26 protein-coding genes are annotated in these 22,623 nt (G+C 45.0%); 11 read left to right on the plus strand and 15 right to left on the minus strand.

The window, feature by feature from the left end; all coding sequences use genetic code 11:
- Positions 1-138: 138 nt before the first annotated feature.
- Both OH455_RS04220 and xerD read right to left on the minus strand, forming a co-directional pair.
- Positions 139-888: a thioredoxin fold domain-containing protein gene (locus tag OH455_RS04220; protein ID WP_269980454.1), complete on the minus strand. Its 750-nt coding sequence runs from the start codon at positions 886-888 to the stop codon at positions 139-141.
- 39 nt (positions 889-927) lie between these two features.
- A complete protein-coding gene (gene xerD / locus OH455_RS04225) occupies positions 928-1,824 on the minus strand; it encodes a site-specific tyrosine recombinase XerD (RefSeq protein ID WP_045977896.1) in 897 nt (298 codons plus the stop codon).
- Between the two features lie 163 nt (positions 1,825-1,987).
- Here xerD and fldB point away from each other — a divergent pair, with 163 nt between their 5' ends.
- Positions 1,988-2,509 carry a flavodoxin FldB gene (fldB, locus tag OH455_RS04230; protein ID WP_045977893.1) on the plus strand — a complete coding sequence of 174 codons (522 nt, stop codon included), beginning with the start codon at positions 1,988-1,990 and terminating at the stop codon, positions 2,507-2,509.
- Between the two features lie 215 nt (positions 2,510-2,724).
- Here fldB and ampD read toward each other — a convergent pair whose 3' ends face one another.
- Positions 2,725-3,270, minus strand: a complete 546-nt coding sequence (gene ampD, locus OH455_RS04235; RefSeq protein ID WP_269980455.1) for a 1,6-anhydro-N-acetylmuramyl-L-alanine amidase AmpD — start codon at positions 3,268-3,270, stop codon at positions 2,725-2,727.
- A gap of 131 nt (positions 3,271-3,401) precedes the next feature.
- On the opposite strand from ampD, the gene nadC reads away from it, so the two are divergent.
- The 8 genes from nadC (at position 3,402) to yacG (ending at position 10,412) form a co-directional block, all read left to right on the plus strand.
- Positions 3,402-4,289: a carboxylating nicotinate-nucleotide diphosphorylase gene (gene nadC / locus OH455_RS04240; RefSeq protein ID WP_269980456.1), complete on the plus strand. Its 888-nt coding sequence runs from the start codon at positions 3,402-3,404 to the stop codon at positions 4,287-4,289.
- Between the two features lie 234 nt (positions 4,290-4,523).
- Positions 4,524-4,961 (plus strand): pilin, encoded by a 438-nt coding sequence (locus OH455_RS04245; protein WP_443088580.1) that lies wholly within the window; start codon positions 4,524-4,526, stop codon positions 4,959-4,961.
- Positions 4,961-6,628, plus strand: a complete 1,668-nt coding sequence (gene pilB, locus OH455_RS04250; RefSeq protein WP_269980458.1) for a type IV-A pilus assembly ATPase PilB — start codon at positions 4,961-4,963, stop codon at positions 6,626-6,628. Before OH455_RS04245 ends, pilB begins: the two co-directional genes overlap by 1 nt.
- Positions 6,629-6,630: 2 nt before the next feature.
- On the plus strand, positions 6,631-7,866 hold the full coding sequence (locus tag OH455_RS04255) for a type II secretion system F family protein (protein ID WP_269980459.1): 1,236 nt from the start codon (positions 6,631-6,633) through the stop codon (positions 7,864-7,866).
- 46 nt (positions 7,867-7,912) lie between these two features.
- A complete protein-coding gene (locus OH455_RS04260; protein ID WP_269980460.1) occupies positions 7,913-8,782 on the plus strand; it encodes a prepilin peptidase in 870 nt (289 codons plus the stop codon).
- A gap of 1 nt (position 8,783) precedes the next feature.
- Positions 8,784-9,392, plus strand: a complete 609-nt coding sequence (coaE, locus tag OH455_RS04265; protein WP_269980461.1) for a dephospho-CoA kinase — start codon at positions 8,784-8,786, stop codon at positions 9,390-9,392.
- Positions 9,393-9,425: 33 nt separating this feature from the next.
- Complete coding sequence (zapD, locus tag OH455_RS04270; RefSeq protein ID WP_269980462.1) at positions 9,426-10,166, plus strand: cell division protein ZapD; 741 nt, start codon at positions 9,426-9,428, stop codon at positions 10,164-10,166.
- Positions 10,167-10,217: 51 nt separating this feature from the next.
- Complete coding sequence (gene yacG / locus OH455_RS04275) at positions 10,218-10,412, plus strand: DNA gyrase inhibitor YacG (protein WP_045977782.1); 195 nt, start codon at positions 10,218-10,220, stop codon at positions 10,410-10,412.
- A gap of 501 nt (positions 10,413-10,913) precedes the next feature.
- Here yacG and rplS read toward each other — a convergent pair.
- From rplS to ffh, 5 genes are all read right to left on the minus strand, one after another.
- Positions 10,914-11,267 (minus strand): 50S ribosomal protein L19, encoded by a 354-nt coding sequence (rplS, locus tag OH455_RS04280; protein ID WP_045977783.1) that lies wholly within the window; start codon positions 11,265-11,267, stop codon positions 10,914-10,916.
- Positions 11,268-11,308: 41 nt separating this feature from the next.
- Positions 11,309-12,052 (minus strand): tRNA (guanosine(37)-N1)-methyltransferase TrmD, encoded by a 744-nt coding sequence (trmD, locus tag OH455_RS04285; RefSeq protein ID WP_269980463.1) that lies wholly within the window; start codon positions 12,050-12,052, stop codon positions 11,309-11,311.
- A gap of 27 nt (positions 12,053-12,079) precedes the next feature.
- The gene (rimM, locus tag OH455_RS04290; RefSeq protein WP_045977785.1) at positions 12,080-12,628 is read right to left on the minus strand and encodes a ribosome maturation factor RimM; all 549 of its coding nucleotides are present in this window, start codon (positions 12,626-12,628) and stop codon (positions 12,080-12,082) included.
- A gap of 29 nt (positions 12,629-12,657) precedes the next feature.
- Positions 12,658-12,906, minus strand: coding sequence for a 30S ribosomal protein S16 (rpsP, locus tag OH455_RS04295; protein WP_005438039.1), 249 nt, complete (start codon positions 12,904-12,906; stop codon positions 12,658-12,660).
- A gap of 209 nt (positions 12,907-13,115) precedes the next feature.
- Positions 13,116-14,498: a signal recognition particle protein gene (gene ffh, locus OH455_RS04300; protein WP_045977786.1), complete on the minus strand. Its 1,383-nt coding sequence runs from the start codon at positions 14,496-14,498 to the stop codon at positions 13,116-13,118.
- Between the two features lie 207 nt (positions 14,499-14,705).
- Between ffh and OH455_RS04305 the strand changes: the two genes are divergently transcribed.
- Both OH455_RS04305 and OH455_RS04310 read left to right on the plus strand, forming a co-directional pair.
- On the plus strand, positions 14,706-15,500 hold the full coding sequence (locus tag OH455_RS04305; protein ID WP_206373591.1) for a cytochrome C assembly family protein: 795 nt from the start codon (positions 14,706-14,708) through the stop codon (positions 15,498-15,500).
- A gap of 122 nt (positions 15,501-15,622) precedes the next feature.
- Positions 15,623-16,900, plus strand: coding sequence for an HlyC/CorC family transporter (locus OH455_RS04310; protein WP_045977788.1), 1,278 nt, complete (start codon positions 15,623-15,625; stop codon positions 16,898-16,900).
- A 93-nt stretch (positions 16,901-16,993) separates the two neighbouring features.
- Here OH455_RS04310 and rpoS read toward each other — a convergent pair whose 3' ends face one another.
- The 7 genes from rpoS to ispD all read right to left on the minus strand — a co-directional run bounded on the left by rpoS (position 16,994) and on the right by ispD (position 22,621).
- Positions 16,994-17,977 carry an RNA polymerase sigma factor RpoS gene (rpoS, locus tag OH455_RS04315; RefSeq protein WP_269980464.1) on the minus strand — a complete coding sequence of 328 codons (984 nt, stop codon included), beginning with the start codon at positions 17,975-17,977 and terminating at the stop codon, positions 16,994-16,996.
- Between the two features lie 66 nt (positions 17,978-18,043).
- Positions 18,044-18,955, minus strand: coding sequence for a murein hydrolase activator NlpD (gene nlpD, locus OH455_RS04320; RefSeq protein ID WP_269980465.1), 912 nt, complete (start codon positions 18,953-18,955; stop codon positions 18,044-18,046).
- A gap of 2 nt (positions 18,956-18,957) precedes the next feature.
- Complete coding sequence (locus OH455_RS04325; protein WP_269980466.1) at positions 18,958-19,584, minus strand: protein-L-isoaspartate(D-aspartate) O-methyltransferase; 627 nt, start codon at positions 19,582-19,584, stop codon at positions 18,958-18,960.
- A 2-nt stretch (positions 19,585-19,586) separates the two neighbouring features.
- Entirely contained in the window at positions 19,587-20,330 is a 744-nt protein-coding gene (gene surE / locus OH455_RS04330; RefSeq protein WP_205622509.1) for a 5'/3'-nucleotidase SurE, read from the minus strand.
- 14 nt (positions 20,331-20,344) lie between these two features.
- On the minus strand, positions 20,345-21,388 hold the full coding sequence (truD, locus tag OH455_RS04335; protein WP_045977792.1) for a tRNA pseudouridine(13) synthase TruD: 1,044 nt from the start codon (positions 21,386-21,388) through the stop codon (positions 20,345-20,347).
- A 45-nt stretch (positions 21,389-21,433) separates the two neighbouring features.
- On the minus strand, positions 21,434-21,913 hold the full coding sequence (gene ispF / locus OH455_RS04340; RefSeq protein ID WP_045977793.1) for a 2-C-methyl-D-erythritol 2,4-cyclodiphosphate synthase: 480 nt from the start codon (positions 21,911-21,913) through the stop codon (positions 21,434-21,436).
- Positions 21,914-21,916: 3 nt separating this feature from the next.
- Complete coding sequence (gene ispD, locus OH455_RS04345; RefSeq protein ID WP_269980467.1) at positions 21,917-22,621, minus strand: 2-C-methyl-D-erythritol 4-phosphate cytidylyltransferase; 705 nt, start codon at positions 22,619-22,621, stop codon at positions 21,917-21,919.
- Positions 22,622-22,623 lie beyond the last annotated feature (2 nt).

Consider the following 22,623-nt stretch of genomic DNA (forward strand, 5'->3'; position numbering starts at 1 on the left):
TGAGCCTTGTTCTTGGGCAGGACGCCTGAATAGCGAACAAGTTAACAGATGAGAATCTTATATCAACCTAATTCATGGCATAGGATTCTCATCACAAGATAGCTTCTCAGGCACTCAAACGTAACTCTGAAGGCTGAGTTACGATTTTTGTGTTTGTTGCAGGCGTTGCAGCATCTGCTCAGGTGGTAAATAACCACCAACCATTTCACCGTTTGGTAGGAAAATTGCTGGCGTACCGCTGATACCTAACTCACGTCCAAGTGCGTAGTGCTGTTTGATAATATCTTGATACTTGGTGAAATCTTTACTCTTCTCAGGAAATTCACGGTTTACCTTGCCATTATGCATTGCAGCCTGTGGGTCATCCGAACCCCAAATCGTTGCCATTTGATCCGCAACAGAACCCGTTGCGCCCTGACGTGGGTAAGCCATGTAACGAATAGTAATGCCTAAATCGTTGTAGTCTTTCATTTGGCTATGAAGACGTACACAGTAGCCACAAGTAATATCGGTGAAGACAGTGATAACGTATTTTTCGTCTTTGGCCTTAAACTCGATCATGCTGTCTTTGAAAGTTTCAATTTTATTCGCATTGATTGGTGCCTGACGTTTCGCCAACACATCTTCATACTGACCATTGCCATCAAGCTTATACAATGTACCCGCTAGAAAATAGTCACCGTTTGGCGAAGCGAAAAGAATTCCGCCACTAGTCTGCACTTCAACTAAACCATCTATCTCTGCTGGAACCACTTGTTTTACTTCTAGCCCTAACTTGGCAAAACGCTCTTCAAGCTGAGCCTTATCAAATTTGACTTCCGCTGCTACTGCCTGTGCCGCCACGAGCAGTGGTAACGTAAGTAGAGTTATTCGGCGTATTACGCTCATTAAATTCACCTTATTTTTAATATGATAAGAGATAATCCCTTATGCTCTTGGATGATGTTCACTGTGTAGCTGTTTTAGCCGTTCTGTCGCTACATGAGTATAAATTTGTGTCGTCGATAAGTCGCTGTGTCCGAGCAACATCTGTACTACTCGCAGGTCGGCGCCATAGTTAAGCAAATGCGTCGCAAAAGCGTGGCGCAATACGTGAGGCGATAACATCTCAGTATCGATACCCGCTAAAACCGCATAATGCTTGATACGATACCAGAAAGTCTGACGCGTCATCTGGCGTGCTCTTTTACTCGGAAAGACAACATCAGATGTGGTTTCCCCAAGTAACTCAGACCTGCCTTGTTGGATAAAAGTTTCAATCCAATCCACCGCATTTTCTCCCATTGGCACCAAACGCTCTTTGCCCCCTTTACCCGTAACACGCACAACGCCCTGACGAAGGCTGATATTTTCCATCGTCAAACTGACGAGCTCGGTCACACGCAAGCCTGTCGCATAAAGTAATTCCAACATGGCTTTGTCACGCAGTTCCATTGCATCGTTTGGGTCTGGCGCATTGAGCAGCGCTTCAACCTGCTCTTCACTTAGATCTTTGGGTAGCCTCTTGGGCAACTTAGGGCTGACCAATAAAGCACTAGGATCATCCGCTCGCACTTTTTCTCGATGCAAATACTGAAACAAGCGACGAATCGCAGACAACATGCGGGCTCTTGAGGTCTGCTTGAAGCCCTGATCCATTAACCAACTTTGGTAATCCTGTAAACCAGACAAACTAATAAAATCGAGCCTATAGTTATTTGCAGTCATCCACTGAAGTAGTTTGGATAAATCATTACGATAAGATGCCAGCGTATTTTCGGATAATCCTCGCTCCAACCACATCGCATCTAGAAACTGCTCTACCATCCCCTGATCGGGTGACATCATCTCTGACACTGTAATCCTCAACTTTATGATATGCGCTCAATGTAAGTGCCACGCAGCAATAAAGCTATAAAAATTGCCATTCGATATGGATATTCGCTGCAAAGCTCGCCATTTTGTGTTTAGAATTCGCTATTGATTCAAAATAATGAAAAAGAACGTGATGAAAATTGGTCTATTTTACGGTTCTACGACTTGCTACACAGAAATGGCAGCCGAGAAAATGCGTGCCATCATAGGTGAGGAATTGGTGGATATCCGCAATGTCAAAGAAACGCCTCTGGCAGAGATGGCTGATTATGATTTTCTGATTTTAGGCATTTCAACCTGGGATTTTGGTGAAATTCAAGAAGATTGGAATGAGATATGGGATCAAATCGATGGTTTATCGCTCAATGGTAAGACCATCGCACTATATGGCTTAGGCGATCAAGAAGGCTACGGCGAATGGTATCTGGATGCAATGGGCATGTTGCACGATCAACTTAAGAAGACAGGTGCAAACCTGATTGGCTACTGGCCAAACGATGATAGTTACGAGTTTGAAGCATCAAAGGCACTGACCGAAGATCGCAGCCAGTTTGTCGGCCTCGCTTTAGACGAAGATTCTCAGTATGAGCTCAGCGATGAGCGTATTGCCACTTGGATTGAGCAGATTTTGGTTGAGTATCAAGAGACGCTGTAAAACGGGAATCGGGAATCGGGATGCAGGATGCGGGATGCAGGATGCGGGAACGGGCTTCGCCCTACGGATAACTGGATAACTGGATAACTGGATAACTGGATAACTGGATAACTAACGTTGATCCATTTTTCTTATGGGATCAACTCTAGCTTTCCCGCAGCAAAGCGAACCATAGATCGCAGCTCGTTCCCGAAGGACGAAGTCCGTTCCTATTTCTAAGGGCGTAGCCCTTTTCTAAACCTACCCCAATCAAACACCAAACCCGGATCAGTTTTACGCAGTGGCGCAATGTACTGGTGGCCAGTAATGCGCGGTAAGGTGATTTTCGGGTAGCTGACTTGAATCTGCTTGGTGAGCTCCGTTAAAGCTTGGTATTGCTCATCTGTGTAGGCAATAAAGTCACTGCCCTCTAACTCAATGCCGATCGAATAGTCATTGCACTTATCTCGCCCCGCAAAACTTGAGACGCCAGCATGCCATGCCCTCGCTGTGAATGGTACAAACTGCACCACTTCACCATCACGCCTTATCAGACAATGTGCAGAAACGCCCATCTCATGAATCACTTTAAAAAATGGATGCTCTTCAGCATTGAGTTGCCCAGTAAAGAACTGCTCGATGTATGGTCCGCCAAATTGGCCTGGTGGCAAGCTGATATTATGCACCACCAGCAAGGAGATGTCTGTTGCATCAGTTCGCTGATCGAAAAAGGGAGACGGGACATGTCTGGCACCTTGATACCAACCACTTTTATCAATCATGTTTGTCTCCTTTTGCTTACTAAGCTCTTGATTTTAGACTTTCAACAGTGAAATACCAGAATAATGGCTGAATTTCCTTCACAGTCATCGTATCATGCGCACCTTATGTTCAACTGCCTATTAGATTTGCAATGAAAGAAACCCACAATAGCCAAGAACGTCTTGAATATTTGAAACAGCATTTGCCTCTGGAAATCTCTCGCTCCGTAACCGAAACCATAAAAGAAGATCTCGGTGGTACCTTAGATCCAAGCGCTGACATTACCGCAAGTCTAATACCTGCTGATGCCCACAACGAAGCCACCATCATTACCCGTGAGCATGGCGTATTTTGTGGTCAAGCATGGGCTGATGAAGTCTTCAAACAACTGGGTGGTGAAGTAAAGATTACATGGCATGTCCAAGATGGTGATGTCGTTGAGCCTAATCAGATACTTTGCCACCTATCAGGCCCTTCACGCGCGCTGTTGACCGGTGAACGTAATGCGATGAACTTTATCCAAACACTATCAGGTTGCGCCACGATTACTGCCGAGTACGCAAAGCATCTCGAAGGCACAGATTGTAGACTGTTAGATACCCGTAAAACCATCCCTGGCCTACGCAGCGCGCTAAAATATGCCGTAGCGTGTGGCGGTGGTTTTAATCACCGTATCGGTGTTTTCGATGCCTATCTAATTAAAGAGAATCACATTATTGCCAACGGCGGCATCACTCAAACGATTCAGAATGCTAAACAGTTGAATCCGGGTAAACCTGTTGAAGTTGAAACAGAGAGCTTAGAAGAACTGACTGAAGCGATAGAAGCTGGTGCTGACATCGTCATGCTTGATAACTTCACAACCGAGATGATGCGTCAAGCCGTGAAGATTAACGCTGGCCGAGCTGCGCTAGAAAACTCAGGTAATGTCACTCTCGAAACCCTGCGCGAGTACGCGGAAACGGGTGTCGACTACATTTCTGTTGGCGCTCTAACCAAGCACGTCAAAGCCATGGATTTGTCAATGCGGTTTAAATAAACCCAACCGATGTACAGAAAGGGGGGCACTGCCTCTCTTTCTGCATTTTAAAGCTCCCACCATGCCACACAATAAATACCAATTCATACAGCACAGATGTGTAATTCTAATGTCTGATTTGGATTAAGCGAATCTATTCCTCTCGAGTATATTATCCTGTCTGATAGCCAGACCAGCACTCGCTACCCTAACCTTCAGCAAAATCCCTTAAACGGCTGGAGAATCAGCACCATGATGATGTCGTACACCAATACATCACGAGGCTTTACACTGATAGAGCTGATGAGCGTCGTGGCAATCATTGGTATTTTGTCTGCCTTCGCCATTCCTGCTTATCAAAACTACACTCAACGTGCTCACGCCAGCGATCTACTTAGCGCAACATCAGCAATGAAAACAGCGGTAAGCCTTTGCCTTACAAATCATAGCTCAGCAGCTAACTGTACCTCTGGTAACAATGGCGTACCACTACAGCAGAACTTCAACGGCTTTTACGTTAAAGCGCAAACCAGTGGAGCCGCGAGTGTGATTGTCGCAGCCCTATCAGGAGTGAAAGGCTCCTTGCCGAGCAATGCCAGTGTGACTCTAACGTCAGACTTTTCGAGCAGCGGGATTTCATGGGCAATCAGTTGTAGCGGTACCGAGAGCCAAAATTGGTGTCCAAGTCGCTAATGACGAGTCAGTTACCCCTGCTGCTGCAAAAAGCAAATAAAATAAACCAAGAGCAAGCTTTGCATGTACTTAAGACGATGAGCGAGCGTAAAACTGATGCTTATACAGCTCTACTCTCACTTGAACAACTATCGCCCAAAAAGCTGACGACGATACTCAGCGAGTTATTTAACCTTCCCATTATCAAACTAGACTCATACGATTACTTTCTGTGCTGCCAACATCTTGGGCTTGGTGACCTAGTGCGTCGTCATTCAGCGTTGCCTATTACTATCGATAACGAACAGTTGACTTTGGCAGTTATCGATCCGTCCATTGCAGAACCAGAGCAAGACTTTCGCTTCGCCACAGGTATGAAAATCAATCTTGTTCTGTGTGATGCACGTACTATCACCCATGCAATACACAACTTATACGGAGATACAGAATCGGAAAAATGGAACGATTTTAAAGAGCTCACTCCCCAACAACTGGAACAACTGGTCGAGCTCCCAGCAGAAGAAACCGTCGATCATGAAGCTCTTTATCAAGATACTTCTCCAATCAGTCGCTACATACATCAAGTGCTGTTAGATGCCATACGAAAGCGTGCTTCAGATATTCATTTTGAACCTTATAAAGACTGGTTCCGCATTCGGTTCAGATGCGATGGTTTACTGATTGAGATGCAGCAGCCTCCTAATCATCTGTCTCATCGTTTAACTGCCAGACTGAAAATACTCGCCAAACTCGATGTTTCAGAGCGCCGCCTTCCACAAGATGGGCGTATCACATTAGCAGTATCACCATCAAAAAATATCGATATACGAGTCTCAACCTTACCAACAATTTGGGGTGAGAAAGCGGTGCTACGATTACTCGACAAACGAATCACTAGCTTACAGTTGGACCACTTAGGCTACAACCCATCCCAAAGTGCATGTTATCGTCATGCACTAGCCAAACCTCAGGGGATGATCCTCATCACAGGCCCAACGGGTTGTGGTAAGACGCTTTCTTTGTACAGCGGTCTCAATATCCTCAATCAAAAGGATATCAATATTGCCACAGCAGAGGACCCCGTCGAAATACACTTATCTGGAATCAATCAAGTTCAGATCCAACCCAAAATTGGATTTGGTTTCGCTCAGGCTCTACGCGCTTTTCTCCGCCAGGACCCTGATGTGGTTATGGTCGGTGAGATACGCGATTATGAAACAGCTGACATCGCTACTAAAGCTTCACAGACAGGACATTTAGTGCTTTCCACTCTCCACACTAACTCAGCATCAGAAGCCGTTCTTCGCATGCAGAACATGGGCGTAAAGCCTTTCAATATCGCGGCTGCTCTGAGCCTTATCATTGCTCAAAGATTGGTTAGGCGCCTTTGCCCTCAATGCAAACGAGCATCTCTGACTTCAATTGCTTCACAAGATCAGGTGTTTGAAGCTAATCCTGAAGGCTGCCACTACTGTAATCAAGGCTACGCAGGACGAATAGGTCTGTTTGAAATACTCCCCGTCACACCCCAAATGGCAGAAATGATAGCGGCGGGTGCTACACCCCATCAAATTGAGAAACTAGCAATGAAGCAAGGAATGCAGACTCTACAACAGTCTGGGTTAGAAAAGCTGACACAGGGGCTGACTAGTCAAACTGAGCTACAACGGGTGCTACCAGAGCTTTGACCATGAGCAAAGAATACCCCCGTACTTTTTCCAAACTGGAGTCGTACTACTGGCAAGGTGTAAACCAAAAAGGTTGGCGGTTAAAAGGAACAATATTAGCGGTCAGCGACATACAAGTGATGGAACAACTCAACGAGCGCAATATTGATGTACGCTTTATTCGTCGAAAGCCACTCGCCTGCGATTGGCGGTTCAAGCACAGCATTAGCAGCAAAGATCTCACCCATATCACGCGCCAATGGGCGACAATGCTCACTGCTGGCTTACCGATTACCACCACACTTAAAATTATCATGCAAAACCAAAAACGCCCTGAGATAAGAGCAACATTATGGATGATAAGACATCAACTCCAAGCAGGTCACTCAGTCACAGACGCTCTCAGACAATCATCCCGATGTTTTGACTCACTATATCTCGATCTTATAAATGTGGGCGAAAAAACTGGGGATTTAGCGGCTTCATTGGAGCGCATAGCTGAACATAGAGAGAGAACTGAACAGCTAACGCATCGAATTCAATGTGCTGCTATCTATCCTAGCCTGGTAATGTTCACAGCCTTAGCAGTGGCTGTTTTGATGTTAACTAAAGTTATTCCAGAGTTTGAAGCCCTATTTAGCGGATACCAATCTGAACTTCCATGGTTCACACAACAAGTTCTCTGGCTATCACAGACTGTACAGCGGTATAGCTTAAGCATTGTTGTTTTCACTATTCTGATACCAATAGCCATTACATTTTTATATAGAGGTTCGGCTCAATTCCAACACGGGGTTAGTCGTGCTAAGTTACGCCTGCCTGTAATAGGAAGTTTGTTCATCAAAAGTTGTCTGGCGCGTTTCAGCCATACACTGTCAATATGCATAGCATCGGGTTTACCCATTCTTATCAGCTTGGAAACAGCGGCACGAACAACGAGAAATGCTCACTATAAAAAAGCGATTGAACACATTGTCCAACAAGCTAGTTCAGGCGTCTCGTTGCACTCCGCTATGCGTCAATCAGGACGTTTTCCTGAACTCATGGTGCAAATGATTATGATAGGAGAAGAGTCTGGGCAACTTGATAAAATGCTGGAAAGAGTCGTGACGCAGTTAGAAGACGAAATTAACACTACTATTGAAAGCCTTGAAAAAATACTCGAGCCGATTTTAATTTTAGTGCTAGGAGGTTTGGTAGGAAGTTTGGTAATTGCTATGTATCTACCTATCTTTAACTTAATGAACATAATGGGATAGTATATCTGCCTCGACTCAAGACGACATAAGCACTAACTAAATTTTTATGGAACTCTTTAACTATTATCCGTGGTTGTTTCCAACTCTAGCGACTCTTTTTGGCCTTATCATAGGCAGCTTTCTCAACGTCGTCATTCATCGCTTACCTAAAATGATGGAAAGAGAGTGGCGCCAAGAGTGTTCTGAAAGCTTCCCTGAGTATGGCATTCAACCGCCACAAGGCACTTATAACCTCAGCATCCCCAGATCAACGTGCCCAAACTGCGACACTCAAATACGCAATATTGATAACATACCGTTACTGAGTTGGTTGGCTTTACGAGGGAAATGTCGTTTTTGCCAACACGTTATCAACCCACGCTATCCTATCGTTGAACTGGTTTCAGGGTTAATGAGTTTTGCGATCGCTTACCAATTCGAACTCAGCGTATTTACTGTCGCTCTGTTATTCTTTACCTTCGTTTTAATCGCTGCAACATTTATCGACCTCGACACCATGCTATTGCCTGACCAATTAACTTTACCACTGATTTGGTCTGGAATAGCCCTGTCATTGTTCGGCTTTAGCCCAGTCTCTTTACAAGACTCAGTGATTGGAGCAATGGTAGGCTACTTATGCCTGTGGTCCGTATACTGGGGGTTCAAACTTCTTACGGGTAAAGAGGGGATGGGTTACGGTGATTTCAAGCTGCTTGCCGCTCTAGGCGCGTGGTTAGGTTGGCAGTATTTACCTGTTATTGTTCTGATCTCTTCATTAGTCGGCTTAATGTTCGGTCTCATTCAATTACGACTCAGAAACCAAGGCATCGACAAAGCGTTCCCATTTGGTCCTTACCTTGCGATTGCGGGGTGGATCAGTGTGATGTGGGGAGAAAACATCGTACATTGGTACTTCACACAAGTTTTGGGGATCTGATATGCCTTTTGTTATCGGCCTAACAGGCGGTATTGCCAGCGGAAAAACGACTGTAGCCAACCTTTTTCATGATCTCTATGGTATTGAAATCGTCGATGCAGATATCGTTGCTCGAGAAGTGGTGGAACCAGGTGCTGAGGGACTGAAAGCTATCGAAGAACGATACGGTTCTAACATTTTACTGGCAGACGGGACTCTAAACCGAGCTAAACTTAGAGAATACATTTTTACCAGTGATGAGGAAAAAACATGGCTCAACCAGCTGCTGCATCCCATGATTCGTCGAAAAATGCGTGCTGATATTACCAAAGTCTCGTCTCCTTACGCTTTACTGGTTATCCCGTTAATGGTCGAAAATAACCTGCAAAACCTAACAAATCGAGTGTTAGTTGTTGATGTAGATGAGCAAACGCAGCGCCAAAGAACAATGGATAGAGATCAGGTTCCTGTTGAACAGGTTGACTCAATCTTAGCGGCTCAAGCCAGCCGTTCACAACGACTGGCTATCGCAGACGATGTGATTAAAAATAACGCAACAAACGAAGAACTTTTGCCTCAAATCACAGAATTGCACCAAAAGTACCTAGAAATATGTAGGGAAAATCGGTGAGAATAAAGAAAGAAGAACTTAAGGCCGCATGTAATGACAACGCACTTTTTTGAACATCCGTTAAATGAGAAAACTCGCATATATTTACGCGTTGAAGCGTTATTGAATCAGTTAAACGTTTCTTCTCAATTTAACGATGACATGCAGCATCTCTTGTTTTTCCGTTCTTTGTTTGATCTTCTGGAGATATTCGAACAGATACAACTTAAAAGTGAGCTTGCTAAAGACATAGAGAAGCAGCGCCTAACTTACCGCTCTTGGTTGGATGTTGACGGTGTAGACCAAGAAATGCTCAGCGGTGTTCTTAACGAAGTTGACCATGTTCACAGTGCCTTGATGGCGGCTGAACGTTTTGGTCAAAGTCTTAAAGAAGATCGCTTTCTCAGTGCTATTCGCCAACGATTCAACTTGCCCGGTGGATCATGCTGCTTTGACTTGCCAGCTCTTCACCACTGGCTGCACTTACCGGTAGAGCAAAAAACCAAAGACACCAATCTATGGCTAGATACACTTCAACCTCTAACAGACGCACTCAAGCTTTGGTTGCGCTTAACCCGTGAAACTGGCCACTTCCAACCACAAGAAGCTACGGCAGGCTTTTACCAAAGTGATGCAGAAGATGCCAATATTCTGCGCCTCGAAATCCCAATGCAATACGGTGTTTTCCCAATGATTTCTGGCCATAAAAACCGTTTTGCAATTAAGTTTATCAACTTTACTTCGGGACAAGCTTCCGTCGATAATATTCAGTTCCGTCTGGCAGTTTGTAGCTAGCTTAGTTAGCACTATACTCGCTCAACATTCAACATTTTCAGAGATAATCACATGTCTAAAATTACCACCGTTCCCTGCCCAAAATGCAGTACAGACGTCGAGTGGGGAGAGCAAAGCCCTTTTCGTCCATTCTGTAGCAAACAATGCCAAATGATAGACTTTGGTGAATGGGCTGATGAAGAGAACAGCATACCAGGTGCACCGGATATGTCCGACTCTGACGGGTGGTCTGAAGAGCAGTACTGAAAGTAAGGAACGCTTCGCTCGAGAGTCGAGAACGCTGCGCTACGGGATTAAAGAGAAGCTGATGTGATTAGAGCATCGGCTTTTTGTTTTTTTGGGAACTGGATAACTGGATAACTGGATAACTGGATAACTGGATAACTGGATAACTGGATAACTATTAGAGGGTTGGCACTTAGTATCAATCCTTTTATTTCAATAATTTACCATGTCATCCTCAAGAAAGAGGTACGAGTGAGTTGGGGATCTCTTCAAGCTAGTCGATGACTTATGGAGATTCCCTACTCCTTCCTCCGTCAGTCTAGGGAATGACGGAATACAACTGCGACCTTCCCCTCGCAGGACGAAGCCCGATCCCGCTTTCCAAAAGCGAAGCGCTCCATAGGACGAAGTCCGTTCTAAAATCCCGGAGGAAGTAGTCCGTTCCAGCTTTCCGAAGCGAAGCGCAAAAAAAGCGGAGACCGACTGGTCTCCGCTAATACTATGAGAACGCTAGTTATAGCATTACTTCTTAGCAAGTTTCTCTTTAATACGAGCTGACTTACCAGAACGCTCACGTAGGTAGTACAGTTTGGCACGACGTACTGCACCGCGGCGTTTAACTTCAATGCTATCAACCATTGGAGAGTGAGTTTGGAACGTACGCTCTACACCTTCACCGTTAGAAATCTTACGTACAGTGAATGCAGAGTGTAGACCTCGGTTACGAATACCGATTACAACGCCTTCAAAAGCCTGTAGACGCTCACGATCACCTTCTTTTACCTTAACTTGAACAACAACTGTGTCACCAGGTGCAAAGTTAGGCAGGTCTTTTTTCATTTGCTCTTCTTCAAGAGCCTTGATGATGTTACTCATTTTCAATATTCCTAGAATAAACTGATACTAAATTTAATAGGTTACTTCGCTTTACATTCTTTAATGAACTCAGCGAGTAATAGTTCCTGTTCGTCAGTCAGAGCTAGGTTTTCCAGGAGCTCTGGTCTTCTTATCCAGGTGCGACCTAACGACTGCTTGAGCCGCCAACGACGAATATCCTTGTGGTTACCGGATTTGAGCACCGCTGGTACTTCTTCTCCATCTAACACTTCGGGACGCGTATAATGTGGACAATCCAACAAGCCATTGGCAAAAGAGTCTTCTTCTGCTGACGCGAAATCACCCAGTACCCCTGGAATAAACCGAGATACCGAGTCGATTAGCGTCATGGCTGGAATCTCTCCACCCGTCATCACGAAATCTCCGATTGACCATTCTTCGTCAACCTCAGATTGGATGATACGCTCATCTACCCCTTCATAGCGGCCGCAAATCAGAAGTAGATTCTCATTTGTTGCCAGCTCTTCCACCCCTTTCTGGTCGAGTTTACGACCTTGAGGTGATAGGTAAATAACTTTCGTCTTACCCGGTGAGGCTTGCTTAGCGGTATGGATAGCATCGCGCAAAGGCTGAACCATCATAAGCATACCTGGGCCACCACCGTAAGGTCTATCATCGACAGTTCGATGCTTGTCGCAAGTGAAATCACGAGGATTCCAAGTCTCAATCGACAAGAGACCTTTCTTAACCGCTTGACCTGTTACTCCAAAATCAGTAACAGAACGGAACATTTCAGGAAATAGGCTAATTACGCCAACCCACATGTCTATCTCGCTCTGGTAATTTGGAGTTTAGAATCCAGGATCCCAGTCAACTTCGATCCGTTGAGCTTCACGATCAATCAACTTGATCACTTGCTCTTCAAGGAACGGAATTAATCGTTCCTTTTGCCCAAAAGCATCTTTCAAATTTGCTTTAACAACCAAAACATCGTTGGAACCAGTTTCAAGCATGTCAGAGACCGTGCCTAAGTCATAACCGTTATCAGTTACAACCTGCATTCCAATCAAATCACGCCAGTAGAACTCATCTTCTGGCAATTCTGGCAGTACCGCAGGGTCAATTGCGATTTCAAAGTTAGTCAGTAATTGCGCTTCTTCGCGCACGTCCAAACCTTCCAGCTTTACCACCAAACCTTTGTTATGGCGCTTCCAGCTTTCTACTTTTCGCTCAACCCACTCACCTTTCTGGTTGATAAACCAAGGTGCGTAATCAAATATGCTTTCAGTATTGTCTGTGTAGGAAAAAACTTTAAGCCAGCCACGAATGCCGTAAGTAGCACCAAACTTACCTACAACAATCTTCTCGCTGCTCATTGTTTCATTACCTTTCATCGACATAAGCTAATTACTACTTCTTAAATTAAGAATTAAGCCGCTTTTTGAGCGTCTTTAACTAGCTTAGCTACGCGGTCAGATAGAGATGCGCCTTGACCAACCCAGTGGTTAACGCGATCTAGGTCTAGACGTAGACCTTCTTCTTGACCTTTAGCCGTTGGGTTGAAGAAACCAACTTTCTCGATGAAACGGCCAGTTGCAGCATTGCGGCTGTCCGCTACTACGATTTGATAAAATGGACGCTTCTTAGCGCCGTGACGTGCCAAACGAATGGTTACCATGTCGTCCTCTTTGCTTTCTCAAAAATAAAATTAACCCCAGGAACTGCTCAATGAAAAACAGTTTGGGGTCTCGTGCCAAAATAAAGCTCCGGAATTTTACTCTTATTCCGGAGCAATGCAAGGCATTTAGCTACTTTTTCACCACCATAAAATGAGATTAGAGTTTGTGACTCAACTAACACCTTGAATTTTTTCGTTGCCGGATGAAATTAGCGTCCGAAGGGATTGAAGCCACCGCCTCCACCCATGCCACCCATCATGCCTTGCATATTGCGCATCATGCCTTTCATTCCACCTTTCTGCATTTTCTTCATCATTTTCTGCATCTGAGTGAATTGCTTGAGTAATCGGTTAACATCCTGAACCTGAGTACCAGAACCCGCGGCAATACGTTTCTTACGTGAGCCTTTAATCAACTCAGGGCGTTGACGTTCTTTCATGGTCATGGAATTGATAATGGCTTCCATTTGCTTAAACATCTTGTCATCAACTTTATCTTTGACGTTGTCTGGCAAATTACTCATACCTGGCAGCTTGTCCATCATACCCATCATGCCACCCATATTTTGCATCTGGCCAAGTTGTTCACGAAAGTCTTCAAGGTCGAAACCTTTCTTCTCTTTGAACTTCTTGGCTAGTTTCTCTGCTTTCTCAGTATCCACATTGCGTTGTAGGTCTTCGATAAGCGACAGGACGTCACCCATGCCAAGAATACGTGAAGCAACACGATCTGGGTGGAATGGTTCTAGCGCATCGGTTTTTTCACCAACACCTAAGAACTTAATTGGTTTTCCTGTGATATGACGAACCGAAAGTGCAGCACCGCCGCGCGCATCACCATCTACTTTGGTTAAGATAACCCCTGTCAGTGGTAACGCATCGCCAAAGGCTTTAGCCGTGTTTGCGGCATCCTGACCTGTCATCGCATCGACAACAAACAAGGTTTCAACAGGATCAATCGTAGAGTGAAGCTCTTGGATCTCACCCATCATCTGCTCATCGATCGCGAGGCGACCCGCAGTATCGACGAGGAGAACGTCATAAAATTTCTTCTTCGCATGGTCTATCGCCGCGTTGGCAATATCAATCGGCTTTTGATCGGGCGAAGATGGGAAGAAATCGACACCAATGTCTGAAGCAAGCGTTTCTAACTGTTTGATCGCCGCTGGGCGATAAACGTCCGCAGAAACAACCAAGACTTTCTTCTTGTCTCTCTCTTTAAGCAGCTTAGAAAGCTTACCAACCGAGGTAGTTTTACCCGCACCTTGCAAACCTGCCATTAAAATCACAGCTGGCGGCTGTGCTGCAAGATTCAGAGCTTCATTGGACTCCCCCATAACAGCTTCAAGTTCAGATTGAACAATCTTAATGAACTCTTGGCCAGGCGTAAGAGACTTAGAAACCTCTACGCCAACAGCACCTTCTTTTACGCGCTTAACAAAATCACGTACAACCGGAAGAGCGACATCCGCCTCAAGCAATGCCATGCGCACTTCACGTAAAGTGTCTTTAATATTGTCTTCGGTCAAACGACCTTTGCCGCTGATGTTCTTCAGCGTTTTGGATAATCGATCCGTTAAATTATCAAACATCTTAGTCTCTTTACCTGAGCGACCTACAGTGCAGTCGCCCTAAAACGACGACAAATTACTGTGAGTATACCTTAGCCAGTCCCTCCTTTGCACGACTGCAATAACATTTGATCTCTCACTCAACACAAAATCAGGGAGATAAGTCATAGCTCAAGCTGTTGATGCAGGGTATAATTTGCTAAAAATTCACCAGATCTTTAGAGAAGAATGGACAACTTAATTGCCGTTGCTGCTGCCGTGCTTTATTTTTTAGCAATAGCAACCATAGTACCAGGCCTTGTGCACCAAACAGGGATCCGAACCAAAACGGTTTTGATCAGTGCTTTTTTAGCGCTCGTTTTTCATGCCTGGTTATTGAGCGATCTTATTATCGAAGGTTCGGGACAAAATCTTAGCATCCTCAACGTTGCCTCGCTGATTAGCTTTATTATTTCTCTGGTCTTAAGCATAGCAATGCTTAAAACACGTCTTTGGTTCTTACTGCCCGTAGTATATAGTTTTGCGGCAATCAATCTTTCTGCAGCCTCTTTTTTACCCAGCACCTTTATTACGCATCTTGAACAAGATCCTAAGCTGCTTATCCACATTTCGTTGGCACTATTCTCATACTCAACATTAACCATAGGTGCCTTGTATGCCCTGCAGCTAGCGTGGTTAGATCATAAGCTTAAAACGAAAAAAGCCTTAGTGATCAACCCCAATTTGCCACCACTTTTAATGGTTGAACGACAGCTATTTAAAATTATCTTAGTCGGAAACTTGCTTCTCACAGGCACACTGATTACTGGTTTTATCTTTGTTCAAGATATGTTTGCCCAAGGCAAAGCGCACAAAGGTATTTTGTCTTTCATTGCCTGGGTAGTGTATTCAATTCTTCTATGGGGCCACTATCAGAAAGGATGGCGTGGCCGCAAAGTTACATGGTTTGCCGTTGCTGGAGCAACTTTATTAACGCTTGCCTACTTCGGTAGTCGCTTTGTTCGCGAGATCATTCTTAACTAATTGATATTCACAGGTGCATATAATGCACCTTTCTTTTACAATACCCTGCCCACTACCTGAGATTGACTTGGCGCTTTAGTTAGGTCATAAATTAATCAAACATCAAAAGGAAAAGATAAGTTTTGGACGACATATCAACGGGTATCTTGTTTGCGCTACTCGCGTGTCTGATTGTTATTTCAGGATATTTCTCAGGTTCAGAGACTGGAATGATGGCTCTGAATCGGTATCGCCTTAAGCACCTTGCGAATAATGGACACAAAGGAGCAAAACGGGTTGAGAAGCTTCTAGATCGCCCTGATCGTTTGATTGGCTTGATTCTGATCGGCAATAACCTAGTCAACATTCTCGCCTCTGCTATCGCAACAATTCTCGGTATGCGTTTATACGGGGACATCGGTGTCGCTATTGCCACTGGTGCGTTAACCATGGTTATTCTTGTCTTTGCCGAAGTCACACCTAAAACACTGGCGGCGCTCTACCCAGAACGGGTATCTTACGCTAGTAGTATTCTTCTCAGTATCCTGATGAAACTCCTGTCACCACTAGTTATGCTAGTGAACTTCATCACCAATGGTTTTATTCGATTACTTGGAATACGAGCGAGTCACGGTGGCGATGACCACCTCAGTTCAGAAGAATTACGCACCGTTGTTAATGAAGCAGGTAGTCTGATCCCAAGGCGACACCAGGATATGCTGATCTCAATCCTTGATCTTGAACATGTGACAGTGAACGACATCATGGTGCCAAGAAATGAGGTTACAGGTATCGATATCAATGACGATTGGAAATCGATTGTTCGCCAGCTGACCCACTCTCCTCACGGCCGAGTTGTTCTCTATCGTGATCAAATTGATGAAGTCGTTGGCATGCTTCGCTTGCGAGAGTCCTATCGTTTGATGCTGGAAAAGAATGAGTTCAATAAAGAAACACTCCTTCGAGCAGCAGATGAAGTTTACTTTATTCCAGAAAGCACACCACTCAATATTCAGTTACTGAAGTTCCAACGCAATAAGGAGCGAATTGGCCTAATCGTTAACGAGTACGGTGATATCATAGGTTTAATTACTCTCGAGGACATTCTGGAAGAAATCGTTGGTGAGTTTACTACCTCTATTGCACCAAGTTTGTCTGAAGAAATCACCCCACAAGGTGATGGCAGCTTCTTAATTGAAGGCAGTGCCAATATTCGCGATATCAACAAAGGGTTAATGTGGAAGCTACCGACTGACGGCCCTCGTACATTGAATGGTTTGATCCTTGAGCATTTAGAGGATATTCCTGAAAGCCACTTGAGTGTTCAAGTGTCAGGGCATCCAATGGAAATCGTCGAGTTAGAAGAGAACCGTATTAAACTCGTCAAAGTATTCCCAAGTAACGCTAATCAAGGAAATTGACAAGTTAGCTTTCAGAACACATGTAAGAGTACACACGGTAAAAATAAGAAAGCCTTGGCAATGCCAAGGCTTTGTCATTTATATGAGGATGATTTACTCTTCGTTCATACTGAAAAGGTTTTCCATGTTCAGCCCCTGTTTGATCAGTATCTCCCTTAAGCGGCGTAAGCCTTCGACCTGAATTTGACGCACACGCTCACGAGTCAAATTGATTTCGCGGCCTACTTCTTCCAGTGTCGACGGTTCATACCCTAGTAGCCCGAATCGGCGAGCAAGCACTTCTTTTTGTTTCGGATTGAGTTCATCCAACCAATCGATCAATGAGGACTTGATATCATCATCTTGTGTGGATACCTCTGGGTCTGAGTTATTTACATCGGGAATAATGTCTAATAAGGCTTTCTCACCATCCCCACCAATTGGGGTATCGACTGAACTAATACGTTCATTAAGGCGTAGCATCTTACTGACATCATCAACTGGCTTATCAAGCTGTGTTGCAATCTCTTCTGCCGTCGGTTCATGGTCAAGTTTTTGTGATAACTCACGAGCAGTGCGGAGATAAATGTTCAGCTCTTTGACGACATGGATTGGAAGACGAATAGTTCGGGTCTGGTTCATAAGAGCTCGCTCAATGGTTTGACGAATCCACCACGTTGCGTAGGTTGAGAATCTAAAACCTCTTTCAGGATCAAATTTCTCAACAGCTCGTATCAGTCCAAGATTGCCCTCTTCGATCAAATCAAGCAGAGCAAGACCACGGTTACTGTATCGACGGGATATTTTCACCACCAAGCGAAGGTTACTCTCAATCATACGTTTGCGCGCGGCTTCATCGCCTCTCAAGGCGCGTCGGGCGTACAAGACTTCTTCTTCTGCGGTGAGTAGTGGAGAAAAACCAATTTCTCCTAAATAAAGTTGAGTGGCATCCAAACTTTTAGTGGAAACATCGAATTCCTCTTTGCTTTCCTCAGCTTGGGTACGGTTGGTGGTAGTCAGTTCAACTGCCTGAACAGATTCCATTGTAGGTTCAAGCTCAAACTCTTCGACTTTCGTTGCTGTATTGCTGATACTCATAGCGCCTCCCCCTGGCGAGCTAGCAAGACATTACTACTTCTAATGTCGCTATATACCTATTAAGTATTATGGTAAGTAGCGTTTTGGATTCACCGACTTACCTTGGTAGCGAATTTCAAAGTGTAGACGAACACTGTTGGTTCCAGAACTGCCCATCGTTGCGATTTTCTGGCCTGCTTTTACACTTTGTCCTTCGTGTACGAGCAACCGTTCATTATGCGCATAAGCACTGAGGTAATTATCGTTATGTTTGATAATCACAAGATTACCATACCCACGCAGCGCGTTACCCGAATAAACGACGGTGCCACTAGCTGTAGACGATATCGACTGACCTCGCTGTCCTGCAATGTCGATGCCTTTATTACCTTGGTCTCCAGCTGAGAAGTTTTTGATTATCCTCCCTTTTGTTGGCCACAACCACTTTGAGATTTTATCATTCTTTGGTTTTGAGCTACTGACTGGTTTGTTAACTTTTTGTTTACTTTTAGAACCAACATACTCCTTTGACTTTGATTGATCAACCTTCTTGATTGGATCTTTTTTGACCACCTTTTGTTTACTTTGTGCACTACTGGCGTTAAGTGATTGATTCGAGTTTTTACTCGAATTTATACTAGATGCAGAGGCTGCAGCGACAACAACAGGGGTAGATACCGCACCTATGCCTGTACTACCGTACGCTGGAGGGGTATAGGCAGGCTGCCAAAGTTTCAGTTTTTGCCCAGGAAAAATGGTGTAAGGAGCTGTTAAGCCATTGTAACGAATGATGTCTTTTACATCTTTATCTGTGACGTACGCAATAAAGTAAAGAGTGTCACCTTTATTGACCTGATAGTAGCTACCACGGTAGCTACCGCGAGAAATTGAACTGTAGTCTTTGTTGAGACCTGAAACTGGCGCAGGGGAGTGAGCAGCACATCCAATCAGTATGCTACTTAAGGCCACAACAGGAATAAACTTAGACCAACATTTCATAGTTAAGCAAGTTCACCAGCAATCAGGGGAACAAAACGTACATCTTCAATAATTTGGGACAAGAACGCTTCACCTTGGCGAGTGATCTTGAGTAACTGCTGAACATCTTCACCGACAGGAATCACTAGAACCCCTCCTTCAGTCAATTGCTCAAGCAATACAGGAGGAACAGAAGCGGCTGCCGCAGTGACAATAATAGCGTCAAAAGGTCCTTTTGTTGCCCATCCTTGCCAACCATCCCCGTGCTTGGTCGACACGTTATAAATATCTAACTGTTTGAGCCGACGCTTAGCCTCCCATTGGAGGGATTTTATACGCTCTATGGAATAAACGTGTCCTACCAACTGAGCCAAAACAGCTGTCTGGTAACCGGACCCCGTCCCCACTTCCAGAACTTTACTGGTTTGACTAAGCTCAAGCGCTTCTGTCATCTTGGCTACAATGTAAGGCTGAGAAATGGTTTGTCCCTGACCAATAGGCAACGCATTATTATCATACGCTTGATGTTCCATAGCCTGAGAAACAAACCGTTCTCTCGGCAAAGCGTAAATTGCCTCGAGCACTTTTTGATCCTGAATGCCACTGGCGACCAGAAAATCGATCAATCTGCCGGCATGTGGATTCGTCATGATTATTTGTCCTTCAACCAATTGCCCATACTTAACAACGACTCGTGAGCCGTGAGATCCACTTGTAGCGGGGTCAGAGATACATAGCCTTGCTCAATGGCATAAAAATCGGTTCCTTCACCGGCATCTTGCTCTTTGCCTGGAGGCCCGAGCCAATAAATATCATGACCTCGAGGATCTTGCTGCTTGATCATCGCTTCTGCGTGATGACGCGCACCTAAACGAGTAACTCTGATTTCTTTTAAGTCTTCAAGTGGCACGTCCGGAATATTGACGTTCAAAAGTCGATTGGTTGGGATCGGTGATGCTAGGTGCTGTTCGACAAGGTGACGAGCAATGTGAGCGGCCGTCGTAAAATGTGTATTCCCAACCAATGAGAAAGCAATCGACTGCACTCCTAGAAAGTGACCTTCCATAGCCGCTGCTACTGTCCCTGAATACAACACATCATCACCTAGGTTGGCACCATGGTTAATACCAGACAGTACTAAATCTGGCAGGTCATCTTTCATTAGTTCGTTTAACGCAAAATGCACACAATCGGTTGGAGTTCCCTGCACAGAATAGTTACCTGCTGATAACTCATTGACGCGCAGAGGTTGTTCCAACGTCAGTGAGTTTGATGCTCCAGAGCGATTTCGGTCAGGTGCAACAATGGTAATATCGGCAAGATCGCTCAATGCTTCAGCCAAAACACGGATCCCCTCAGCATGTACACCATCATCATTGCTCAAAAGAATTTTAATCGCTTTCTCACTCATTAGTAGCTGCGCTCCACTTCCTGTTCCTGAATAAGCTCACGAATGATTGCGGTGGCGAAGCAGCCAGCATCCAAAGAGAATCGCAATGTTATTGTGTCCTGCTCAACACTCCAGGAAAGATCCTGAGGTTTTAGCGCTACAGGACGACGATCATGACGCATGCGATTTCCGCGAATCAGAGCCATCAAGTCAGGCTCCGCATCCAGATGAGGCTGTTCCAATACTAGAGCCTTCTCTGTAGTGGGCAAAGCATTGTCACCCGCCATCGCTGCCGTGATCTGAGCATCGCCTTGCTTAATGGCCTCGTTAAGTTCTGCCATTGCTTCTGATTCAGCACTAACAATTCCCTCAGATGTCTGAATGCAATCACCTTCTACAGCCAGATTAAACACGTCTTGTTCAATGCGCTGTGACACTATGTTGTTGAAGATCCACGAGCGTGCTGCCGAAAGATACAAACTTCTTTTGTTTTGATTTCGAGTGCGTACATTATCACGTCCCCAACGTCTTGCTTCATTGAGATTATTACCATTGTTCCCGAAACGCTGACTACCAAAATAGTTTGGCACACCGTGTTGACGGATTGAGTCAAGTCGCACAATTACATCTTCGACATCACTTACCTCAGTCAACGTGATGATAAAATCGTTACCGATTAAGTCACCCGGACGTAATTTTTTGTTGTGGCGGCTGGTTTCAACAATCTCAATACTTGGATGTTGACTAAGAAACGCTGTGAAATCAGGAGTGTCCCCTTTAGGCAGATGTACACTTAACCACTGCTCAGTCACAGCATGACGATCTTTTAAACCAGCCCAGCTGACATCTTTCGATTTCACGCCACAGGCTTTAGCCAGTTCATTTGCAACGAAGCTGGTGTTCTCTCCCGTCTTACGGATACGCACCATCAGATGCTCTCCTTCACCCGTAAAGGCAAAACCAAGATCCTCGTTAACCTGAAAATGCTGCGGCTGGGCTTTCAACTTCCCCGTTGCTTGAGGTTTTCCATTCAAATAGGCAAGTGAAGATAAAATGTCAGTCATAATGCTACCGTTACCCCTTTCAGCGATAGTCGCTAGGCGTAGTTTTTATTGTTGTTTTATTAGTAATACGACCGCTTCGGTCGCGATACCTTCTTTGCGGCCAGTGAAACCAAGGCGCTCAGTTGTTGTCGCTTTGACATTCACATTGCCAATATCCGTTTCCAGATCTTGCGCAATCACTTCACACATCGCCGTGATATGCGGGGCCATTTTGGGCGCTTGAGCCATAATGGTGACGTCCGCATTACCCAGTATATACCCTTGTTGTTTAACTCTACGGTACACGTCGCGTAGCAAATCTCGGCTGTCAGCCCCTTTCCATTCATCATCAGTGTCAGGAAAGTGGCGACCAATATCACCCGCTGCAATAGCTCCGAGTAACGCATCACATAGTGCATGTAGAGCAACATCACCATCTGAGTGCGCGATCAGCCCCTGCTCATATGGTACAGAAACACCACCTATAATTACCGGGCCTTCACCACCAAACTTGTGAACGTCGAAGCCGTGACCAATACGAATCATGATTCATCCTTTGTTACGATTAAGATAAAACTCTGCTAGCGCTAAATCTTCGGGCTGAGTAATTTTTATATTATCTGCCGCTCCCTGTACTAGGGCTGGAGATTGCCCAGACCACTCTATCGCGGACGCTTCGTCAGTAATCGTAATACCTTTCAAAAGCGCCTCACTCAAAGCCGTGATCAATTGCTCAGTTTTAAACATTTGTGGAGTCAGTGCGTGCCACAGTGCTTCTCTATCTACAGTATGATCAATATTTTGACCTCTGTTTGCTCTTTTCATTGTGTCTCTGACGGGCGAAGCAAGAATGCCTCCAACCTCATGCTTTAATGACACCTCAATAAGCTTATCTAAATCTTGCTGTTTTACACATGGCCTAGCGGCATCATGCACCATCACCCAATCGGCAAGCTGATGGTCACAAACAAACTTAAGCCCAGACAAGACGGAATCTGCTCGTTCCCGTCCTCCATCTACTTTTACCACTTGCGGGTGTTGAGCAATAGACAGCAGGGGAAAGTATGGATCACCTTTGGTAATCGATACGATGACTTTGTCTATCTTTGGGTGTTGCAGTAGTTTCTCGACGGTATGCTCAAGGACGGCTTTATCGTTAATAGAAAGGTACTGCTTTGGGCGGTCTGCCTGCATGCGGCTGCCAACACCAGCCGCAGGGACTATCGCTACAATGGAAGGGGTCACTTGCGTCATGC

The organism is Vibrio sp. T11.5 (genome assembly GCF_027587155.1).
Taxonomy (GTDB): Bacteria; Pseudomonadota; Gammaproteobacteria; order Enterobacterales; family Vibrionaceae; genus Vibrio; species Vibrio neptunius.

What these genes read in the sequence shown, in the direction of transcription:
- OH455_RS04220 (WP_269980454.1), bottom strand. Translation starts at nt 888, where the DNA reads ATGAGCGTAATACGCCGAATAACTCTACTTACGTTACCACTGCTCGTG.
- xerD (WP_045977896.1), bottom strand. Translation starts at nt 1,824, where the DNA reads ATGTCACCCGATCAGGGGATGGTAGAGCAGTTTCTAGATGCGATGTGG.
- fldB (WP_045977893.1), top strand. Translation starts at nt 1,988, where the DNA reads ATGAAAATTGGTCTATTTTACGGTTCTACGACTTGCTACACAGAAATG.
- ampD (WP_269980455.1), bottom strand. Translation starts at nt 3,270, where the DNA reads ATGATTGATAAAAGTGGTTGGTATCAAGGTGCCAGACATGTCCCGTCT.
- nadC (WP_269980456.1), top strand. Translation starts at nt 3,402, where the DNA reads ATGAAAGAAACCCACAATAGCCAAGAACGTCTTGAATATTTGAAACAG.
- OH455_RS04245 (WP_443088580.1), top strand. Translation starts at nt 4,524, where the DNA reads ATGATGTCGTACACCAATACATCACGAGGCTTTACACTGATAGAGCTG.
- pilB (WP_269980458.1), top strand. Translation starts at nt 4,961, where the DNA reads ATGACGAGTCAGTTACCCCTGCTGCTGCAAAAAGCAAATAAAATAAAC.
- OH455_RS04255 (WP_269980459.1), top strand. Translation starts at nt 6,631, where the DNA reads ATGAGCAAAGAATACCCCCGTACTTTTTCCAAACTGGAGTCGTACTAC.
- OH455_RS04260 (WP_269980460.1), top strand. Translation starts at nt 7,913, where the DNA reads ATGGAACTCTTTAACTATTATCCGTGGTTGTTTCCAACTCTAGCGACT.
- coaE (WP_269980461.1), top strand. Translation starts at nt 8,784, where the DNA reads ATGCCTTTTGTTATCGGCCTAACAGGCGGTATTGCCAGCGGAAAAACG.
- zapD (WP_269980462.1), top strand. Translation starts at nt 9,426, where the DNA reads ATGACAACGCACTTTTTTGAACATCCGTTAAATGAGAAAACTCGCATA.
- yacG (WP_045977782.1), top strand. Translation starts at nt 10,218, where the DNA reads ATGTCTAAAATTACCACCGTTCCCTGCCCAAAATGCAGTACAGACGTC.
- rplS (WP_045977783.1), bottom strand. Translation starts at nt 11,267, where the DNA reads ATGAGTAACATCATCAAGGCTCTTGAAGAAGAGCAAATGAAAAAAGAC.
- trmD (WP_269980463.1), bottom strand. Translation starts at nt 12,052, where the DNA reads ATGTGGGTTGGCGTAATTAGCCTATTTCCTGAAATGTTCCGTTCTGTT.
- rimM (WP_045977785.1), bottom strand. Translation starts at nt 12,628, where the DNA reads ATGTCGATGAAAGGTAATGAAACAATGAGCAGCGAGAAGATTGTTGTA.
- rpsP (WP_005438039.1), bottom strand. Translation starts at nt 12,906, where the DNA reads ATGGTAACCATTCGTTTGGCACGTCACGGCGCTAAGAAGCGTCCATTT.
- ffh (WP_045977786.1), bottom strand. Translation starts at nt 14,498, where the DNA reads ATGTTTGATAATTTAACGGATCGATTATCCAAAACGCTGAAGAACATC.
- OH455_RS04305 (WP_206373591.1), top strand. Translation starts at nt 14,706, where the DNA reads ATGGACAACTTAATTGCCGTTGCTGCTGCCGTGCTTTATTTTTTAGCA.
- rpoS (WP_269980464.1), bottom strand. Translation starts at nt 17,977, where the DNA reads ATGAGTATCAGCAATACAGCAACGAAAGTCGAAGAGTTTGAGCTTGAA.
- nlpD (WP_269980465.1), bottom strand. Translation starts at nt 18,955, where the DNA reads ATGAAATGTTGGTCTAAGTTTATTCCTGTTGTGGCCTTAAGTAGCATA.
- OH455_RS04325 (WP_269980466.1), bottom strand. Translation starts at nt 19,584, where the DNA reads ATGACGAATCCACATGCCGGCAGATTGATCGATTTTCTGGTCGCCAGT.
- truD (WP_045977792.1), bottom strand. Translation starts at nt 21,388, where the DNA reads ATGACTGACATTTTATCTTCACTTGCCTATTTGAATGGAAAACCTCAA.
- ispF (WP_045977793.1), bottom strand. Translation starts at nt 21,913, where the DNA reads ATGATTCGTATTGGTCACGGCTTCGACGTTCACAAGTTTGGTGGTGAA.
- ispD (WP_269980467.1), bottom strand. Translation starts at nt 22,621, where the DNA reads ATGACGCAAGTGACCCCTTCCATTGTAGCGATAGTCCCTGCGGCTGGT.